Annotated in this window: 14 protein-coding genes; 7 read left to right on the plus strand and 7 right to left on the minus strand. The window is 57.4% G+C overall.

All coding sequences use genetic code 11. The features are described from left to right. The first annotated feature begins 133 nt into the window (after positions 1–133). Positions 134–1,132 (plus strand): TIGR04024 family LLM class F420-dependent oxidoreductase, encoded by a 999-nt coding sequence (locus tag ACEWFR_RS01900; protein ID WP_374059448.1) that lies wholly within the window; start codon positions 134–136, stop codon positions 1,130–1,132. A gap of 564 nt (positions 1,133–1,696) precedes the next feature. Here the strand turns inward: ACEWFR_RS01900 and ACEWFR_RS01905 are convergent. Further along, positions 1,697–2,923, minus strand: a complete 1,227-nt coding sequence (locus ACEWFR_RS01905) for an acyl-CoA dehydrogenase family protein (protein WP_374059449.1) — start codon at positions 2,921–2,923, stop codon at positions 1,697–1,699. Between the two features lie 619 nt (positions 2,924–3,542). On the opposite strand from ACEWFR_RS01905, the gene ACEWFR_RS01910 reads away from it, so the two are divergent. The 4 genes from ACEWFR_RS01910 to ACEWFR_RS01925 all read left to right on the plus strand — a co-directional run bounded on the left by ACEWFR_RS01910 (position 3,543) and on the right by ACEWFR_RS01925 (position 8,631). Beyond that, entirely contained in the window at positions 3,543–3,806 is a 264-nt protein-coding gene (locus ACEWFR_RS01910; RefSeq protein WP_374059450.1) for a hypothetical protein, read from the plus strand. A gap of 357 nt (positions 3,807–4,163) precedes the next feature. Continuing rightward, positions 4,164–5,693 carry an AMP-binding protein gene (locus ACEWFR_RS01915; protein ID WP_374059451.1) on the plus strand — a complete coding sequence of 510 codons (1,530 nt, stop codon included), beginning with the start codon at positions 4,164–4,166 and terminating at the stop codon, positions 5,691–5,693. A gap of 301 nt (positions 5,694–5,994) precedes the next feature. After that, the gene (locus tag ACEWFR_RS01920) at positions 5,995–6,480 is read left to right on the plus strand and encodes an Lrp/AsnC family transcriptional regulator (RefSeq protein WP_374059452.1); all 486 of its coding nucleotides are present in this window, start codon (positions 5,995–5,997) and stop codon (positions 6,478–6,480) included. Between the two features lie 963 nt (positions 6,481–7,443). Next, on the plus strand, positions 7,444–8,631 hold the full coding sequence (locus ACEWFR_RS01925; RefSeq protein ID WP_374059453.1) for an acyl-CoA dehydrogenase family protein: 1,188 nt from the start codon (positions 7,444–7,446) through the stop codon (positions 8,629–8,631). Positions 8,632–8,777: 146 nt separating this feature from the next. On the opposite strand, the gene ACEWFR_RS01930 is transcribed toward ACEWFR_RS01925, so the two are convergent. The 4 genes from ACEWFR_RS01930 to ACEWFR_RS01945 all read right to left on the minus strand — a co-directional run bounded on the left by ACEWFR_RS01930 (position 8,778) and on the right by ACEWFR_RS01945 (position 12,274). Beyond that, the gene (locus ACEWFR_RS01930; RefSeq protein ID WP_374059454.1) at positions 8,778–9,116 is read right to left on the minus strand and encodes a hypothetical protein; all 339 of its coding nucleotides are present in this window, start codon (positions 9,114–9,116) and stop codon (positions 8,778–8,780) included. Next, positions 9,113–10,450: an acyclic terpene utilization AtuA family protein gene (locus ACEWFR_RS01935; protein ID WP_374059455.1), complete on the minus strand. Its 1,338-nt coding sequence runs from the start codon at positions 10,448–10,450 to the stop codon at positions 9,113–9,115. Before ACEWFR_RS01935 ends, ACEWFR_RS01930 begins: the two co-directional genes overlap by 4 nt. Beyond that, a complete protein-coding gene (locus ACEWFR_RS01940; RefSeq protein ID WP_374059612.1) occupies positions 10,447–11,574 on the minus strand; it encodes an acyl-CoA dehydrogenase family protein in 1,128 nt (375 codons plus the stop codon). Before ACEWFR_RS01940 ends, ACEWFR_RS01935 begins: the two co-directional genes overlap by 4 nt. Before the next feature lie 64 nt (positions 11,575–11,638). Next, positions 11,639–12,274 carry an IS6 family transposase gene (locus ACEWFR_RS01945; protein WP_374059456.1) on the minus strand — a complete coding sequence of 212 codons (636 nt, stop codon included), beginning with the start codon at positions 12,272–12,274 and terminating at the stop codon, positions 11,639–11,641. 338 nt (positions 12,275–12,612) lie between these two features. Between ACEWFR_RS01945 and ACEWFR_RS01950 the strand changes: the two genes are divergently transcribed. Together ACEWFR_RS01950 and ACEWFR_RS01955 are read left to right on the plus strand one after the other, a co-directional pair. Then, a complete protein-coding gene (locus tag ACEWFR_RS01950; RefSeq protein WP_374059457.1) occupies positions 12,613–14,214 on the plus strand; it encodes a class I adenylate-forming enzyme family protein in 1,602 nt (533 codons plus the stop codon). A gap of 167 nt (positions 14,215–14,381) precedes the next feature. After that, entirely contained in the window at positions 14,382–16,061 is a 1,680-nt protein-coding gene (locus ACEWFR_RS01955; protein ID WP_374059458.1) for an acyl-CoA carboxylase subunit beta, read from the plus strand. A gap of 84 nt (positions 16,062–16,145) precedes the next feature. Here the strand turns inward: ACEWFR_RS01955 and ACEWFR_RS01960 are convergent, their stop codons facing one another. Continuing rightward, positions 16,146–16,973 carry an SDR family oxidoreductase gene (locus ACEWFR_RS01960; protein ID WP_374059459.1) on the minus strand — a complete coding sequence of 276 codons (828 nt, stop codon included), beginning with the start codon at positions 16,971–16,973 and terminating at the stop codon, positions 16,146–16,148. Next, positions 16,958–17,767, minus strand: a complete 810-nt coding sequence (locus tag ACEWFR_RS01965; protein WP_374059460.1) for an enoyl-CoA hydratase/isomerase family protein — start codon at positions 17,765–17,767, stop codon at positions 16,958–16,960. The genes ACEWFR_RS01960 and ACEWFR_RS01965 overlap by 16 nt, the downstream gene beginning before the upstream one ends. Positions 17,768–17,792: the final 25 nt, after the last annotated feature.

Consider the following 17,792-nt stretch of genomic DNA (forward strand, 5'->3'; position numbering starts at 1 on the left):
ACTCATCGCTGATCCGTTCCGCAAGACCGACATGACTCCGACTGCGGTTCCCGACGGCGAATACGTTGACTCACTATCGGTGCGGCCGGCCTAAAACTCAGCTTTATTACCGATGAACGCACTATGCCCATGCATGACAGACAGGGACGTGTTTCTCCCGGTCGGAGCACAGCCGACGCTCAATGACCTCGTCGAACAGGCAGTTCACGCCGAAGAACTGGGGTACGACCGCGTGTGGTTTCCGGAAACGTGGGGGCGAGACGCCGTCACAGCGATGGCAATCACCGCGGAACGAACCGACTCGATCGGTATCGGAACGAGTATCGCCAACATCTATTCCAGATCGCCGGCACTACTCGGTCAGACCGCGGCCACCCTGCAAGAAGTCAGCGGCGGTCGGTTCCGGCTCGGGGTCGGCCCCAGCGGTCCGATCGTCATCGAGAACTGGCACGGAGAGGAGTTCGGCAATCCGCTCCGACGAACACGCGAAACGATCGAAATCGCCCGGCAAGTCGTCTCCGGGGAGGTCGTCTCCTACGACGGCGAATACTTTTCCCTCGACGGTTTCCGACTGCGCTGTGACGCTCCCGACCCCGAACCCCCCATCGATGCGGCGGGACTCGGCCCGAAGGCCGTCGAACTCGCCGGCCGGTTCGCCGACGGCTGGCACGCGGTCAACTACACTCGAGACGGACTCGCGGAGCGTCTCGAGGACCTTCGTCGCGGCGCCGAATTGGGCGACAAAACGCTCGATGACGTTCGCGTCACCCTGTCCGTCGGCTGTTGTGCCCTCGAGGACGGGGAGCGAGCTCGGGATCTCGTCGCCCAGCACATCGCTTTCTACATCGGTGGCATGGGGACGTTCTACCGGGACAACCTCGCTCGACAGGGGTACGAAGACGTCGCCCACGAGATCTACGAGACGTGGCAAGAGGGTGAGAAAGGGCAGGCGACGGCCATCGTGAAAGAGCAGTTGCGCGATCAAATGGGCGCCGCGGGAACGCCCGAGGAAGCGCGAGACCAGTTCGAACAGTTCCTCGATATGGACGGTGTCGATGCGATTAACGTCTCGTTCCCACGGGGTGCCGGTCCCGAAGAGGTACGCGAGACGATGACCACGCTCGCGCCGTAACCGCGGGCCCAGTCGGACGGGAGCCGTCCCCGTCACATACGGACAGTAACGCAGACCCGTCGATCCCGGTGGCCCTGTGGAACAGTTGGCTGCGGCGATCAGGGGTCGGGACGGTCACCGAGTCGATTAGCCACCTTCGTAGCACCGAACGCCGTCCGCAAGAACACGCCGGCCGCCCCCGTTGTCCTCGAGGTATTCGACGAGTTCGGTGTCCGTAGAGAGAGGACTGCGCCGCCGTTCCGTACCTTCTTCCGCCGTTCTGTACCCGCTCCGTCCTTCGTGATCCGAACGGCCGTCGGTCGATCCGATCCGATTCGATCGAGTGTGACTTCCAACCCGGTGACGGACCGTCCGAGACACGCCCCGTACCGATCGTGTACCGGTCCGTGGCCTGGAACACCAGTTCGAACCGGTATCATCTCGAGGCGCGCTAACGTATCTCAGAATCGACGGACGCCGTCCGCGACGCCGTCGCCGACAAGCAACACCGGCACGCGGTGACGCTATTCCGCTCGCAGTCGGTAGCCGTGAAACGGACTGATGTGCTCGAGCGCTCGGTCCGGTCTACGTTTCCACGCCGTACTGCTTCGCGATGGTATTGAGTTGGATCTCGTCGGTTCCCTCGACGATTCGCTGGATGCGGGCGCGATGGAGACGATCCATGAAGGGGTTCTCCTCGGAGAGACCGTTGGCGCCGTGAATCTGGACGACATCGTCAGCAATCTCCCAGAAGGCGTTGGTCGCGAACCACTTGAGAATCGACGACTCGGCGATCGCGGTCTCTCCCTGATCGAGCAGCCAGGCGCACTTGAGGCCGACGGTGTCGGCAGCCATCGCATTCGCTCGGCCCCGTGCGATCTTGTGCGAGACCGCCTGATACCGGCCAATGTGCTCGCCGAACGCCTCGCGTTCGTTCGCGTACTCGGTGGCTGTATCGAGTAGCCACTCCGCGTGGCCGACCGCTGTCGCACCGATCTCGATGCGACCGAGTCCGAGGAACGACATCGCATCGTAGAACGCGTTGTCGACGCTCCCGAGGACGCGATCCGCCGGCAGTCGGACGTCGTCGAAGTGGACTTCGGCCTGAATGCCGGTCGCACCGACGGCGTTGTTCAGGGATCCGATCTCGTACTCGTCCTCCTCGACGATGAAACACGTGATGCCGTCGTACCGGCCGGCCTCCTCCTGCGGCGTCGTCCGGGCGAACACCTGGATGAAGTCGGCGTACGGGGCGTTCGTGATCCACTGTTTCTGTCCGTTAAGCACCCACTCGTCGCCGTCCTTCTCTGCTCGCGTCTCCATGTTCGGCGAATCCGATCCTACCCCCGGCTCCGTCTGGCCGAACGCGGTCGTCTTCTCCGCGCGCATCGTCGGCTCGAGGTAGCGTTCGATCTGTGATCCTTCCGCCTGCGCGAGCAGCGGCTTCGGTCCGCCAGGACCGGCTAGAACATCCGACGCCAGCGGCACCGATTTGGTTGCGATGTGTTTGTTCGCCCGATACCACGTGACAGCCGAGACATCTTCGCCCCCGACCTCCTCGGGCATGTTCATCGCGTAGAAGCCGGCTTCCGCGCTCTTTCGTCGCACTTTGGCTTTCGCCTCGAGCACCTCATCGGTCAGTCGGCCGTCCGGTTCGTGTCCGAGCCGGGGATTGGTGAGTGTCTCGCCGAGATCGTCCGCGATCGGCTTTACTTCTTGTTCGACGAACTCGTCGAGACTCTGGAGGATGAGTTCCGTCTCTTCGTCGGTCCCGAACGAAACGCCGGAACCAGTCTTCGCTGATTGTGCCATGCGTACACAGCTCATTAGTCCGAATACACATATAAATATCGCCATTGGCATGGGAAAGCTGTCATGAAGTGGCAGCCCTTGGACCGGACCGCGGACCTGCCCGCCGCTTCGGCAGCGGTCGAATGGTCCCGCCACCGAGCGGACAACGGTGCCACTGCGGTCTCGCGTCCCGCTTCGGTTCCCTTCCCGGCGGGAATCGTACCGAAGAGCTCTAGTTCGATTCGACGCACTGTGGCATCTTCTCGCTGTGAGTCCCCGTTTCAGCAGGCAAACATGCCGCCGGTCGGTGCAGTCACCGGCGTGCGACTAGATTCGGGCTCGGTATCGCCCTCCGACGGACTCCTGATCAGCGACGACCCGATTTGAGTACAGCTATAGTAGCCACTGCAAGTCACTGCACATCTAATCGCATGACTACGTTGCGATCAGAGTGTAAATCGTTTCAGTGGCTACTATAGACCTCCCTCTCACAGAGGAGCAAGCAACGGGAATATTGATATCTGAAAAATGAGCGCACGATCACGCGGAGCACGTCCCGTCAAACGATCGCGTTCGAACCGTCATAGCTCCCTAGTAGTCACTTATGGGAGGAAAAATTCAAACGCGTGGAGGAGTCACCATGGAATGGATACTCATGACAGTGAAGGCCGTCACCCTCACGCCTGTCGATCGAATTCCGTGCGACTCGCGCATCCACCACTACGACGAACTCTGCGAGTCCGCGAAAAATCACCTGCCCCGTTTGCTCAGGACCGACGAGATGACTGTTCTAGTCCCCGATACGGTAGGTGCTGCGCTCGAACCATACGACATCGTAAAATTCACGGGATACTATCGAATTACGGTTGACGAAGAACCGTCGTCGGTGCGCGTTTCTAGCTAATCTCATCGTGGTATCATCCGCATACTACTCGCGAACGCTGCGTTCGAGCAACCGCTGTCATCCCACTCCAGTTCCATGGTACTTCAGTTCATCAATGTCACTTTGTCACAAACAGGAAGTCGGTTTGTCTGGACACGGAACGTGGGCTGCCTTCCAAATATATAACGACCTAAGTGCGTTATCAGCGGCCCGCAATGTCACAATATAACTGCCAACACTCGTGCTGGCTAGCTATTCAATACCGGAGCAGTGCCAGCGTCGGATCGATCGGCTGATCCCGGCTCGGTCGACAGAACGGGTTCATGGACAGCAGATCAGTGAAAAACACTATAACGCTACTCGCAAGAGGAAACGACCATGAACGGGTTAACCCTCGGTAACGTGACAGAGATGAATGCACGGAAGTATTCGAACGACAACTGTCTCGTGTCGCTCACCGGCGGGACGCGAGACGAGATTACGTTCCGGGAATTCGACAATCGGGTGAACCAGATCGGGCGAGCGCTCGCGGACCGCGGCCTCTCGAAGGGGGACCGCATCGCGGTCTACATGCAGAACCACCCCGAAACGATCCAGACGTACTACGCAGCAATGAAACTCGGCGCACTGCCGGTACCGATTAACCACCGATTCAAGGACGAAGAAGTCGGGTACGTCCTCCGGGATAGCAGTGCATCGTTCTGTCTCTTCGATGAGGAGGCGCGAGAAACAATCTCCGCGGTCGCTACGCGGGACGAGACGGAAATCGACGAGTATCTGTACCTCGGCTCGGACGTTCCCGACTTCGCTGACGGCTTCGACGCCATCCTCGAGGACACTTCTACCGACCGAATCGACATCGTCCCGGACCGACTCGACGACGCGGCCCTCATGTACACGAGCGGAACGACGGGGAAACCGAAGGGGTGCGTGCTCACGCATGACAATATCTTGCAGAACTCCGTGAACACGGTGTATAGCTGTAACTTCGAGGAGAACGAGGACCGCTTTCTCGTAGTGACGCCGCTGTTTCACATCGCGGCGTTCGCGTTGTTCAACAACACGTTCTACTGCGGATCGACGACGTATCTGATGAACGATTTCAATCCGGATCGCGTGATGGAGGTCATCGACGCCGAGGACATCACCGGATCGTTCTTCGTGCCCATGATGAGCCGTGCACTGCTCGACGCTGACGGGTTCGACGACTACGATATCGACTCGTTCGAGCACTACATGACCGGCGCTGCACCCTCCGGAAAGGAACTCAAAGAAGAAATCATCGACGCGTTCGACGCGAACCTCTATGAGGTGTTTGGACAGACGGAGATGGCCCCAGTCACCTGTCTGCTCGATCCCGAAAACGCACTCGAGAAGCCGGACAGCATCGGAAAGCCGATCACCAATGTGACGGCCAAAGTCGTCGATGCGGACGGAGAGGAAGTGGAACCCGGCGAGGTCGGTCGAATCGCGTATCGCGGTCCGACCGCGTTCAGGGAGTACCTCGGGATGCCGGAGAAGACTGACGAGGTCTTCGACGACGAGGGATACTTCGTTTCCTCGGATCTCGTCCGCCGGGACGAGGACGGATTCCTCTACTTCGTCGGCCGGTACGACGACATGATCGTCTCGGGCGGTGAGAATATCTATCCCGCGGAGATCGAGGAAATACTTCACGAACACGAGAGCATCTCGGAGGCGGCCGTCGTCGGCGTTCCGGACGAGGAGTGGACGGAACGCGTGAAGGCTGCGGTGGTCCTCCGCGACGGCGAATCGATGACTTCCGAGGTAGTCATGGACTACGTTGGGAGTCGCATCGCCGATTTCAAGAAGCCTCGTGAGGTGGAATTCTACGAGGAATTGCCGCGCAATCCGACCGGTAAAATCCTCAAAGAGAATCTCTCGTGAGGATCGGGAACGATCGACGAGCCGTCCCGCTCGTCGATGTCGCAGTTCCCCGTGTTCGGCAAGGAGTAAACAATCTCGAAGTTTAGATTCGAGCGGTCCTCGGCTGCCCCGATATTGACGGACGGGATCCGTCGGATCTTCGGACCGGGACCGGTGGTAACCGTTGGCAGTTATCGGTGTTATACCGGCCTCAGGGCGGATCGACACTGCATAGTGCTTCGCCGCATAGATTCGGTTTCGGTGCTACTGCCCAGCAACAATATAAAGAGATTTTAATAGTTAGTAGATGCAGTACCAGCATATGCCAGGCCACGACAAAGACGATGTTCTCGAGATAGACGAGATCGATAGACAGATTCTGGAAATACTGGCGAACGATCCGCGAAGCCCGTACGCCGATATCGCGGACGAATTGTCGAACTACGACATCGATATGAGCAGCGAAGGGGTCCGCCGACGCGTCACGTCGCTGCTCGAGAATATGACGAGCTTCTTTCTTCCGCGTCCGGAACGCAATAGCTGGGAGATCGTTCTGATCACGATCGAGACCATCGACAAGGCGAACTCGAAACAGGAAGTCTTCGAGGCGATGGCGAACATGGACTTCTGGTTCGTTGCCGACGGATTCGGAACCATCGATCTGTACGGAATCGCCACCGCAGAGTCGAACGCGAAAATCGACGACCTGCTCACTCAGGTGCGGGCGCTCGATTCGGTGGCTGAGCTCGACTATTTCATCGAAACCGATCGCAACGTAAACATCAAAAACTATCTCCCGGTTTATTAGGCCCCCTTCAACTCTGAGCGACCGGTTGGAATGTGTCCGTGTAGAACGACGTACACCAGCGGATTCCGGATGGACCATCGCGACCGGATAGACCGTTTCGTCGGCGAAGTAACCGACGAGGTGGCGAGTCCCTTCCGCGTCGAAGGCATCCAATGAGTCGAGGACGAGTACCGGCGTTACCTCGTCAACGTCGTACGTGACGAATCTCACCTGTGCGAGGACGACCCAATCATTTCTCTCTCACTTTCCGCTAGGTGCTCGATCGGGTCTGTCCGTCGGTTTTGTCCCGTCAAACCTCGAACCGGTCGATCGCGGCCTCGAGGGTCTCGATCTCCATCGGCTTTTTCAGGAGTGAGTCGACGCCCTCGCTCCGGGCCATGGCGCTCCTGAGCGAGTTCGTCTCCACTAGTCCCGCGAACTACTCGAGAAGCGTGATGTCGTCGGGATCCGATACTCACGCCTCGTCGGTCGTCTCGACGCCGGAATCGGTTCGTCGCGCGATACGTTCGACGCGCTCGATACCACCGATGGTTTCCAGTTCGAGATCCAGCGTCTGGTCAGTCATGTTCAGTCGTCGTAACGGCAGACGTATTCGCGTCGGATCGCCCGGTCGACGAGAACACGGGCGTGGCAGTTCTCACATTCAATTCGGCGATCACGGAAACACTCATGTCGCCGCCGACACTGAGTCGTCCCTTGTTGCGGAGCGACCGGACCGCCTCCTCAATTTTTGTAGTCGCGTTATCCGTCGAAATCTCGAGTCGGTTGCACGATCCGGGAGTAATCTCCTCAGACGGACGGTCTCGACTGCACCCTGAAGCAAAGTCAGAGACCAAAACGAACGTATTCGAACACTGTCTGGGCAAATCGGTGATGCTCGAGCAGAGGTCCCGTTCTGTGAATTCGACGGACTGTTCGTGATCAGTGCATAATGTTTACTATACTCACGACAAACACCAACACATGACGTCAGAAGCAACATCGATGGCATTCGGAGAAGGCCCGGAGTACGAACTGATTCGAGAAACCGCGCGCGAGATCGCTGAGCGATACGACGACGATTACTGGCAACGAGTTAACCACGAACAAGTCGATCCCTCCGAGTTCTGGCAAGATTGCGCTACTGCTGGCTTTTTGGGAACTGCAGTCCCCGAGGAGTATGGCGGCGAGGGGATGGGAATTCAAGCGATGACGACAATCGTTCAGACGCTCGCCGAACACGGCTGCATGGGTGTCGGGATGCTCTTCGTTGTTACTCCCGTTTTCGGTTCGATCACCCTTTCACGGAACGGGACTGCGGAACAGAAAGAAGCGTATCTCCCGAAACTTGTTGACGGCGAGATGAAGTTCTGCATGGCCCTTACCGAACCGAAAGCAGGTCACAATACGCCGAACTTAGACACCTTCGCCGAGGAGACCGACAATGGGTTCGTCGTGAACGGGACGAAGCAGTGGATATCAGGCGTCGAACGCGCCGACAAGATGCTCCTCGTCGCACGTACAAAACCCGTAGCCGACGTTGACCGACGTACCGACGGAATCACCCTTTTCTTGGCCGATCCAAGCGATGATGGAATCGATTATCAGCCGCTCGACACCGGTATCCCTGCACCGGAGAATCAGTACGAGATCAACTTTGACGATTACCATCTCGATTCAACCGCTGTCATCGGCGAACGGGATAACGGTCTCTATCAGTTGTTCGAGACCGTCAATCCCGAACGCCTCGTCGGTGCAGCAAACGCCATCGGTTCGGGTAAGTGTGCGCTCAAACGCGCGATAGAGTACGCGAAAACGAGAGAGGTGTTCGGTTCCCCTATCGGGTCTCACCAGGCGATTCAGCATCCGATCGCTGACAAGTGGTCGAAACTGGAGGCCGCCGAAATGCTCGTAAAAAAGGGAGCCTGGACAGTCGACAACGGCGGAGACGCAGGCGCCGCGGCTAACATGGCGAAGCTCCGCGCGAGCGAGTCTGGTTACGAAGCATGCGACTTCGCTGTTCAGACGCACGGCGGCAACGGGGTCAGCACGGAATACTTCGTCGTCGATCTCTGGAAAGCCGCCCGGCTGGGACGAATCGCGCCCGGTTCCAGCCAGATGATGCGCAACTATATTGGTGAAAGCGTACTGGGAATGCCGCGATCGTACTAGGAGCTAGCCTCCGAGAGACTCCTCCCTCGGTGTTCTCTCGAAAGTGAATGTCTGAGAGCAGTCAGCGGGTTCCGAATACGATCGGTGATTTGCTGCTGGCGCGGAGCGAGGAGGGTATTACACGCCTCCACCGAATAGCGAGCAACCTATTCGTGAAATCGATCGTATTCGTCCTCGATGTGTTGGCGGAGGAGCATCGCTGCGAACGTCTTCCCCTGTCGATCGGTGCGAAGTGACTCGCTGGCGCCGCCGTCCAATGAATCGTGAAGGACGAAATTTAATGCACCAATCCCGGAGAGCGTGTATCGATCGACACTCTCAACGCCCGGTTTTTCAAGGAACGCTTCGAACACGTCTGCAACGTATGCCTCCGTAAGGAGATCACGGAGGAATGGGTAGTCGTCTCGGTCGGTGGCGATAATGCCAACGTTAGCCTTGTCACCCTTGTCGCCCGATCGCCCGTGTGCAATATCGTGAAGCTTCATCGGTCGGTCACCTCTACGTTCGGATCGAAGGCAGATTTCGGGACGAGAACGGGATGATACGCGAATTTCGGCGTCGGTGATGGGCGTCCCGGTGAAAACATCGTAACCGCAGGCGGTCCCCCGAGACCGAGGTTGGCGAACAGGGTCGCAAACTCGTAGCCGTCGCTTTCGTTCGGCGTCTCGATAGCGATTCGGGCCGCGACCTCCTCGGGCTCACCCGCAGCGGTGCCGTCATGAAGCGCGTTCGCCCCAAATACCTCGGTTCGGAACCGGTCGTACTCGATCCCGCGCTCGTCCGCCTGATTTCGAACGAATTCGAAGGCACGCTCCGCTTTCTCCACCGCATTCGGATTCGAGTATACCACACTGTTTCGAACAGTCCACCCGTCACGGTAGTGAAGACTGGCTTTGTAGGTATCCGTCGGGGACGTTCCTTCGACGCCGCTTAACTCGACGCGATCGTTACCGATCGTCTCGAGTTCGACATGCTTGAAATTCGCTATTACGTCCGGCCCGTAGTAATTAGCTGGGTCGGCCACCTCGTAGAGGAGCTGGGCGCTTACTGTGTCGGGCGTGACCATCCCACCCGTTCCGGGCGGTTTAGTAATGACCGTCGAACCGTCAGCTTCGACTTCCGCGATCGGAAATCCAATGTGCTCGAAATCGATGTCCTCCCAGTCACCGAGGAAGTTTCCTCCCGTCGCCTGTGCGCCACATTCGATGACGTGACCCGCTATCAGTGAGCGGGCCAACCGATCGTAGTCGTCGCGATTCCAGTCATATTCGTGGATCAGCGGACCCATGATGAGAGCAGCATCGATAACCCGTCCCGTAATGACCACGTCGGCCCCCTGATCCAGCGCTTCGGCGACAGGGAATCCTCCGAAGTACGCATTCGCCGAGACGACATCTGCGTCGTCGGGAAGCGGCTCGTCGCTGTACGCGTGTTGGAGGTGGGTATCGACGAACTCGTCCGTTCGATCCCGGAAATCGTCGCCCGAGACGGTCGCAACTGTGGCATCGAGCTGCTGTTCAGCTGCTACTGACAGCACCGCGTCTCGACAGGCCGCCGGGTTGACTCCGCCAGCGTTGGCCAGAATGGTAATTTCTCGATCCATCGTCTCGGAGAGGATATCGCCGACGAGTGACGGAAAGTCAGTTGCGTACCCGCGATCGGGATCGCTCTCTTGCTGGCGCACGAGCACCGCCATGGTCACTTCCGCAAGATAATCGAGCGTCACATAATCGAGGTTCCGAGCGTTCTCGAGCATACGACGGGGTGCGCGATCGTCGTCACCCCAAAAGCCTGCGGCGTTAGCGATGCGAACGGTCATAGCAATTCCTCCGCGATGATATTCTTCTGAATCTCACTGGTGCCTTCCCCAATCTGGTAAATTTTCGCATGTCGGTACTGCCGCTCAACCGGATAGTCACGCGTGTATCCGTTACCGCCGTGGATCTGAATCGCGTCGCTGGCAACTTCTTCCGCGATTTCACTGGCGTAAAGTTTCGCCATGCTAGCGAGTTTCGTCGGATTCTCCCCGTCATCGAGGCGCGAACTGGCATCGAGGGTGAGCCGACGGGCATTTTCGACTTTCACCGCCATCTCGGCGATCTTGTGTTGAATGGCCTGTAATTCGGCGATCGGTTGACCGAACTGCTTTCGGTCGGTTGCATAGTCGATCGCCTGTTCGAGGCAACCGCGAGCGATTCCGAGCGACGCAGCGGCGATCCCGACTCGCTCCGCTTCGAAAAATTCCATCAGTTGATAGAATCCCTCGTCCTCCTCGCCAACGAGGTTTTCCTCGGGTACGTGAACGTTATCGTATCGCAACTGAGCCGTCTCGGAGGCATTCCACCCCATCTTGTCGATTTCGGACTCGACTACTATCCCGTCTCGGTCCGTTTCGACGAGAAGCGCAGAAATACCGCCGTGTCCGGATTCACCCGTTCGGCAGAGCGTCAGTACCACGTCGGCTATCGTCCCGTGAGTGACGAAGGTCTTGACCCCGTCGATGACGTATTCGTTGCCCGTTTTACGGGCCTCGGTCTCGATACGACTGGCATCGCTTCCGTGGTCCGGTTCAGTGTTCGCCATCGCCGTGATCAGATCGCCGGTAGCCACCCCATTCAGGATCCACTCCTTTTGGGCTTCCGTCCCGAAGGCGTCGATCATCCGCGTTCCAAATGCTGTTCCGATTGCCGTCGCGACCCCGGCATCGATCCGGGCAAACTCCTCCGAAACGAGTGTACTTTCGACGGCACCCATCCCTGATCCGTCGTACTCCTCCGGTATTTCGACCCCGACGAACCCCGCGTCAACGGCTTGTTCCCAGACCTCGCTAGGCCAAACTTCGGTCTCTTCTGCTTCCCGGGCGATGGGTTCGATCTCGTTCTCGGCGAACTCCCGGGCCGTCTCTCGGACGGCACGCTGTCGTTCAGTAAGTGAAAAATCCACCATGACCACTATTGACATACATATTGTCGGTAATATAGCTACCGCCCGGTAATTCCCATCGTGTTCAGATAAGCTGATTCCATGCGAAGGCGAACGATCTGAGCCACTGATCAGCAGTGTCTGCGTGAGCGTTACTAAAGCAGTTTGAGAAGGATGAGGTTCGGCGTTTTATCTCACGAAAGACACGTTCGATACTGTTCCGATTTCCATGTCGTTCGTATCTGAAATCGAGGCCATGTCGTTGACAAGCGTAGTTCAGCGATTTATCGCCATCGACGAGAAACACGGCGTCATCGACGTCGTGTTTCTCACGTAATTCCGTGAAGAACGTACTGGCTATGACCTTGGTTCTAGTCGGTTCAAGCTTTGTATGCAGTAATTCGTTTGACTCTGGATCGACAGCGGCGTACAGCCAATACTGTTCATCGCCGAGCCGGATCACCGTCTCGTCAACCGCAACGTGATCCGGACTTCGACAGGGATCGGGCTGTAAATCTGCCTTGTGAACCCAATTATGAACCGTCGATCGAGCCCGTTCAACACCAAATATCTCGAGAACTCGAACAGTATTCGAAAGCGAGAGTCCAGCAAGATGGAGTTGAATACTGAGCTTCATCAACAGCCGCGGTGTTGCTTCTCGCTCCACAAAATCCAAGTCGAACTGGCCGATACTAGAACTGAGGCGTGCGTTTTCGGGCATGAATCACTTTGAAAACGCCACGCCTCACTCCTTCAGCCTTATCTGAACAGCACCGTAATTCCCAGCGATCACTCGGTCCGGGCGTGTACTAGCCTCGAGCCATCGATAGTGCTATCGGTCCAGCATCGGACGGGTGAGGTGGAACTGCACACTATCTCCCGGCTCAGTGAATCTGCCGATCCATTGCCCAACATTCGTTCTCTCACGGGAGGTCGACGTTTGCTCTCCGTCGGGGGTGAACACTCGTCCCACCGCGTATATCGCTGGCGGCGGTCTGAGGTCGACTCGGTAGACGGATCAACGATAGAATTTTTGCGTTTCGCAATGATTGTTATCATATGGCAGACCAAGAGATGCCACACAACTCGGATAGTGGATATCCCGTCGGGAAGATTACCCGGACCACGGCGGGCGATATCGTTCGCCGAGCAGGTAATCGCCGTCCCGAGAAAGATGCATTTATCGTTCCGTCGACTGGCGAGCAAATAACGTTTGGAGCGTTCGATAAGCGCTCGAACCGCGCGGGCCATGCGTTTATCGACGCCGGAGTCGAAACGGGTGACAGGATCGCGTTCATTGCGTCGAACTCCCTTCAGTATCTGGAAGCGTACTTCGGCGCACTCAAGGCTGGAATCGTCGCCGTCCCCATCAATCCTGAAATCACGTCTGACGATATCGCCTACGAACTCGATCACGCGGCGGTCGACGCGATTCTCGTCGAGGATACGTTCTATCCGAAGATCGAATCCGTCCTCGAGGATCGCGAAATCGAGTTGCTCGCGAGTATCGACTGGCAGGACGACCACGATTCGGTATCGACACCCTCCTTTCGGGCGTTTATCGATGGCCACAGTGATGCCGAACTGGCTGTCGATGTCGAAGCGACGGATCTCGCGCAGATAATGTACACGTCGGGAACGACCTCACGCCCGAAAGGCGTACGCTTGCCTCACCGAGCGTTACACGCCGGCTCGATCAATAACGTCGTCGGCGGTGAGATGACGCGAAACGACATCAAGGGCGGGCTACTGCCGATGTTCCACTGTGCGATGCTCTCCCAGGTAAAGGCGGTACTCCACGTTTCCGCACGGATGATCATCATGCGCGGATTCGAACCGGATCGATTGCTCGATCACGTCGAAACGTACGGCATCACGGACATCACGCTCTTGCCGTCGATGTACACGGAGTTGCTCTCCAGAGACGACATCAGGGATCGCGATCTCTCCTCGCTGCGACGGTGTACGTACGCGATGACACCAATCGGAAACGAGACGCTGAAAGAGTGTATCGACGTTTTCGATGCTGACTTTAGTCTCGGTTCGGGACAAACGGAGGCGTATCCACCGACCTGTACTTTTCACCCCGAGTGGCAACTAGAGAAGGAAGGAAACTACTGGGGGACGGGATTACCGAATACGGATATTGCGATCATGGATGAGAAGGGAAACCGTCTCCCTGATGGTGAAGTGGGGGAGATAGTCTACCGCGGACCGAACGTTATGGACGGCTACCTCAATGACGAAGAACAGACGCGGGAGGCGTTCGCTCACGGGTGGTTCCACTCGGGAGATATGGGCTTTTTCGACGAGGACGGACTACTGAAATTCGTCGATCGGAAGAAAGACATCATCAAATCCGGCGGTGAGAACGTCTCCACTCAGAAGGTCGAATCGGTGTTACTCGATCATCCGCACGTCGACGAGGTCGCGGTCATTGGACTCCCCCACGAGCGCTGGGGAGAGGCGGTAACCGTGTTCGCCGTCGCTCCTGCGGGTATCGATCCCAACTCGGACGACGTTCGCCAGTATGCTCGTGACCGCCTCGCCGGATTCGAATCGCCGAAAGCCGTCGATTTCGTCGACGAACTTCCCAAGACGGCGACGAACAAGGTGCAAAAGCACAAATTATCCAACGATAAACGGGACTACTACCGATGAGTGCCCGGGCGTTTTGCGGTGAGCGAGATCGGCTCGACCGTGCGCCGAAGGTGTCCGCTCGAGTACCCGCTTCGAAACGACCGATCAATGAACGATACACTTTTAGAACGACATCAAATTGGATCACATGGTAGCTCCTAGTGGCTCATGCTATCAAGGATCAAACTATGAAAATTCAGATCGATGGCGATTACGACGATGACACGGTTCGTGCGATAGTCACGGCTCTTTCCCAACACCTCGGAAGATCGGTCGAGATCGTCGACGGTGAGAGCGCTGAAGACTATGCGGATGAGGGCGTGATTCTCACCGAGCGTGAGGAACGCCTCCGGGAAGAAATCGAGGATATCGCCTCCGGCGGTTCCGAGAAAGGACACGCGAAAATCGAAGAGTTGGGAAAAGCGTTCGTTCGGGACCGGATCGATATGGTCTTCGACGAGGTTCAATACGAGGACGGGTCCTTCGCCGGCTATGCGAACGACGAACGGACACCTGCAGACGGGATGATAACGGGAATCGGTGATATCAACGGGAGAGATATCTTCTTTTCGGCGAACGATTATACCGTTATGGCCGGTTCGCTCGGTCAGCAGGGTATCGAGAAAGAAATTCGTCTCGCCGAACGTGCCGTAACTGCTCGATCACCTATCGTTCGACTCATCGACTCGACGGGTGCTCGCCTGTCTCCCGATGAACGTGACGAATCGTCCAGTCATGCCGGTCGATACACCGGCGGGAAGTCGTTTTTTAACCAGTGTATACACTCTGGCCAGGTCCCACAGATCGGCGTTCTCTATGGACCGAATATTGCGGGATCCGCTTATACGCCGGTCTTCTGTGACTTTCTGATCATGGTCGAAGAGATTTCGGGAATGGCGATCGCGTCCCCTCGTATCGTCGAAGAAATGACCGGCGAGAGTATCAGCATGCAAGATCTCGGAGGACCTGATGTCCACGCGACACATTCCGGAAGCGCCGATCTCGTCGTATCGGACGAAGAAACCGCCGCGAAGAAAGTTCGAGAACTCCTCTCGTATCTCCCGCAGGACTATCGCTCGCCGCTCCCCGAACGGTCGACAAGCGCGCCGGCCCGTAATCCGAAGGGGTTGGACGCGGTCATCCCAGACGAACCGAACAAATCTTACGATGTCCACGATGTCATTGATCGAGTCGTCGACGGGGGCTCTTTCTTCGAACTCAAGCCTCGCTTCGCTCCCGAAATAGTCACGGGGTTTGCGCGCATCGATGGCCGGCCGGTGGGCATCGTCGCTAATCAGCCCGAACATATCTCGGGCGCGATATTTCCAGATTCGGCGGAGAAGGCCGCGGACTTCATCTGGAAATGTGACGCCTTCGGTATCCCGCTCGTCTATCTCTGTGATACACCGGGATTCATGGTCGGCTCCCAGGTCGAAAAACAGGGAATCCTCCAGAAAGGGCGGAAATTCATTTACGCGACCTCGAACGCACAGGTCCCGAAGTTCTGCGTGATTACTCGAAAGGCGTATGGGGCTGGTATCTACGCGATGTGCGGTCCATCGTTCGAACCTGACGCCACGCTTGCACTTCCTTCAGCCGAACTCGCGGTGATGGGTCCCGACGCAGCGGTACGCGCGATGTTTTCACAACAGATCGATGCCATAGACGAGCCTCAAGAGCGGAAGGAGTTTATCGAGGAGAAAAAAGAGATGTATCGGAAAGACATCCGCAAACAGGCTTCCAGTATGCAAGTCGACGAACTGATTCCGGCAGGTGATTTACGCGTGCAACTCGAGAGTCGCATCGATGCGTACCGCGACAAACGCCGTATCGAGCGCGACCGGCACCACGGAACGGTGTTATTTTGAGATCCGTCTCGGAGTAGACTCTGGGGAAGGCGACAGGAGTTCAACGAAAAATGGACGGCATTACCTGGTCCGGAGTTACTCGAGTTATCGCTCCGCGTTCGCGACGAGCTGTCCGCCGTCAACGGTAAAGTAGCCACCGGTCACGTACGCGGCCGCGTTGCTGGCGAGAAACAGCGTGAGAGGAACGCAATCGTCGGGTGTTCCGAGGCGATCGACGGAGATGTCACGGCTGATTTTCTCACGGTCGCGTCCTGCCTCGTCCCAAACGCTAGACAGTGCGTCCGTCTCGATTATACCCGGAGCAACGGTGTTGGCACGGATTCCGTATTCGGCCCACTCGGCTGCCACGGTCTGCATGAGATTTTTTATTCCCGCTTTCCCCGCACCGGAATGTGCGTGATACGGTGCTCCGCGTTCGCTGTTGGTGGCACCCATAGTGATGATTGAACCGCCGCCGTTCTCGATCATGTGTTCGCCAACCGCAAAGGTACAGTACGCAGTGCCGTCGAGAATCGTCCCGACGACGGCCCGCCAGCCATTCTCGCTCAGGTCCTCGGCGGGGCTCAGGAAATTCGCTCCCGCATTATTCACGAGTATCGTAATTTCGCCGAGTTCATCCAGCACCGTATCGACCATCGCATCGACCTGGTCGCGGTCGCGAATATTGACCGACGTGGCGATCGCACGTTGGCCTTTGTCTTCGATTTGCTCGACGACAGGCTCGAGGTGGTCCATATCGCGTGATGCGATAGCGACGTCTGCACCGTGGTCAGCGAAGGCGAGCGCGATGTGTTTCCCGATGCCGGTACCGCCGCCGGTCACGAGAGCGGTCTCGTCTTCGAGAAGATCGGCGACGAAGAGATCGGTGCTCGGCGGAGTGGGGCCGACACCTCCCATTAGCGCTTCCCCCATTCGGGTTGTCGATCTTCGACGAAGGCGTTGACTCCCTCTTTGTGATCTTCGCTCTCCATCAGCAGGGCTAACATCTCCTTGAGATACGAGTACGATTGTTCGAACGTCATATCTCGTTGCGTGTAGTAGGCTTCTTTTCCCATCGAGATCATGACGGGACTGTTTCTTGCCAGTTGATCAACGTAGTCGTCAAGTTCGGCATCGAATTCGGACGCGTCGAGAACATCGGTGACGAGTCCGATGTCCTCAGCGACTGTTGCGTCGATATGTTCTCCGGTGAACATCATTTTGAGCCCCTTCTTTTCTCCAACGGTTGGCATGATGGCGGCCATCGCTTGCATCGGAAACATTCCTACGTTGACCTCTGGTGTCCCGAACTCGGCTTCGTCGGCCGCGAGAACGAAATCGCATCCTGCTGCCAAGCCACAGCCGCCCGCCAGACAGTAGCCTTGAACCGCGGCAACAGTGAGCGCATCTGCATCGATTAGATGGTCAAAGAGATCGGCGAGACTTGACGAGCCGTTCCGTCGCTGGTCCATCGATCTCGATTTGGCTTCGTCCATTCCCTGCAGATCTCCTCCGGAGCAGAATGTTCCGTCCGCACCTCGGATGACGACGACTCGAATATCACTGCCCTGAGTGGCGTTCAACACGTCCACGAGTCCTGTGAGGACGGTATCGCTCAACGCGTTGTGAACAGCAGGTCGATCAATTATCGCTCGTGCAACCAGGCCATCATCACTGACGGTCACGTCGAGATCTTCGTTTCCGAGACGATCGTTATGTGTCACCATGGCGTGAAAGAGGTTGTTCGATATC

Origin of the sequence: Natrinema sp. H-ect4 (genome assembly GCF_041894845.1) — an archaeon.
Classification (GTDB): domain Archaea; phylum Halobacteriota; class Halobacteria; order Halobacteriales; family Natrialbaceae; genus Natrinema.

Bases quoted from the DNA above. Each gene is read 5' to 3' on its own strand.
- ACEWFR_RS01910 (WP_374059450.1), top strand. From the start codon at position 3,543: ATGGAATGGATACTCATGACAGTGAAGGCCGTCACCCTCACGCCTGTC.
- ACEWFR_RS01960 (WP_374059459.1), bottom strand. From the start codon at position 16,973: ATGGGGGAAGCGCTAATGGGAGGTGTCGGCCCCACTCCGCCGAGCACC.
- ACEWFR_RS01965 (WP_374059460.1), bottom strand. From the start codon at position 17,767: ATGGTGACACATAACGATCGTCTCGGAAACGAAGATCTCGACGTGACC.
- ACEWFR_RS01925 (WP_374059453.1), top strand. From the start codon at position 7,444: ATGACGTCAGAAGCAACATCGATGGCATTCGGAGAAGGCCCGGAGTAC.
- ACEWFR_RS01905 (WP_374059449.1), bottom strand. From the start codon at position 2,923: ATGGCACAATCAGCGAAGACTGGTTCCGGCGTTTCGTTCGGGACCGAC.
- ACEWFR_RS01900 (WP_374059448.1), top strand. From the start codon at position 134: ATGACAGACAGGGACGTGTTTCTCCCGGTCGGAGCACAGCCGACGCTC.
- ACEWFR_RS01920 (WP_374059452.1), top strand. From the start codon at position 5,995: ATGCCAGGCCACGACAAAGACGATGTTCTCGAGATAGACGAGATCGAT.
- ACEWFR_RS01945 (WP_374059456.1), bottom strand. From the start codon at position 12,274: ATGCCCGAAAACGCACGCCTCAGTTCTAGTATCGGCCAGTTCGACTTG.
- ACEWFR_RS01950 (WP_374059457.1), top strand. From the start codon at position 12,613: ATGGCAGACCAAGAGATGCCACACAACTCGGATAGTGGATATCCCGTC.
- ACEWFR_RS01930 (WP_374059454.1), bottom strand. From the start codon at position 9,116: ATGAAGCTTCACGATATTGCACACGGGCGATCGGGCGACAAGGGTGAC.
- ACEWFR_RS01935 (WP_374059455.1), bottom strand. From the start codon at position 10,450: ATGACCGTTCGCATCGCTAACGCCGCAGGCTTTTGGGGTGACGACGAT.
- ACEWFR_RS01915 (WP_374059451.1), top strand. From the start codon at position 4,164: ATGAACGGGTTAACCCTCGGTAACGTGACAGAGATGAATGCACGGAAG.
- ACEWFR_RS01955 (WP_374059458.1), top strand. From the start codon at position 14,382: ATGAAAATTCAGATCGATGGCGATTACGACGATGACACGGTTCGTGCG.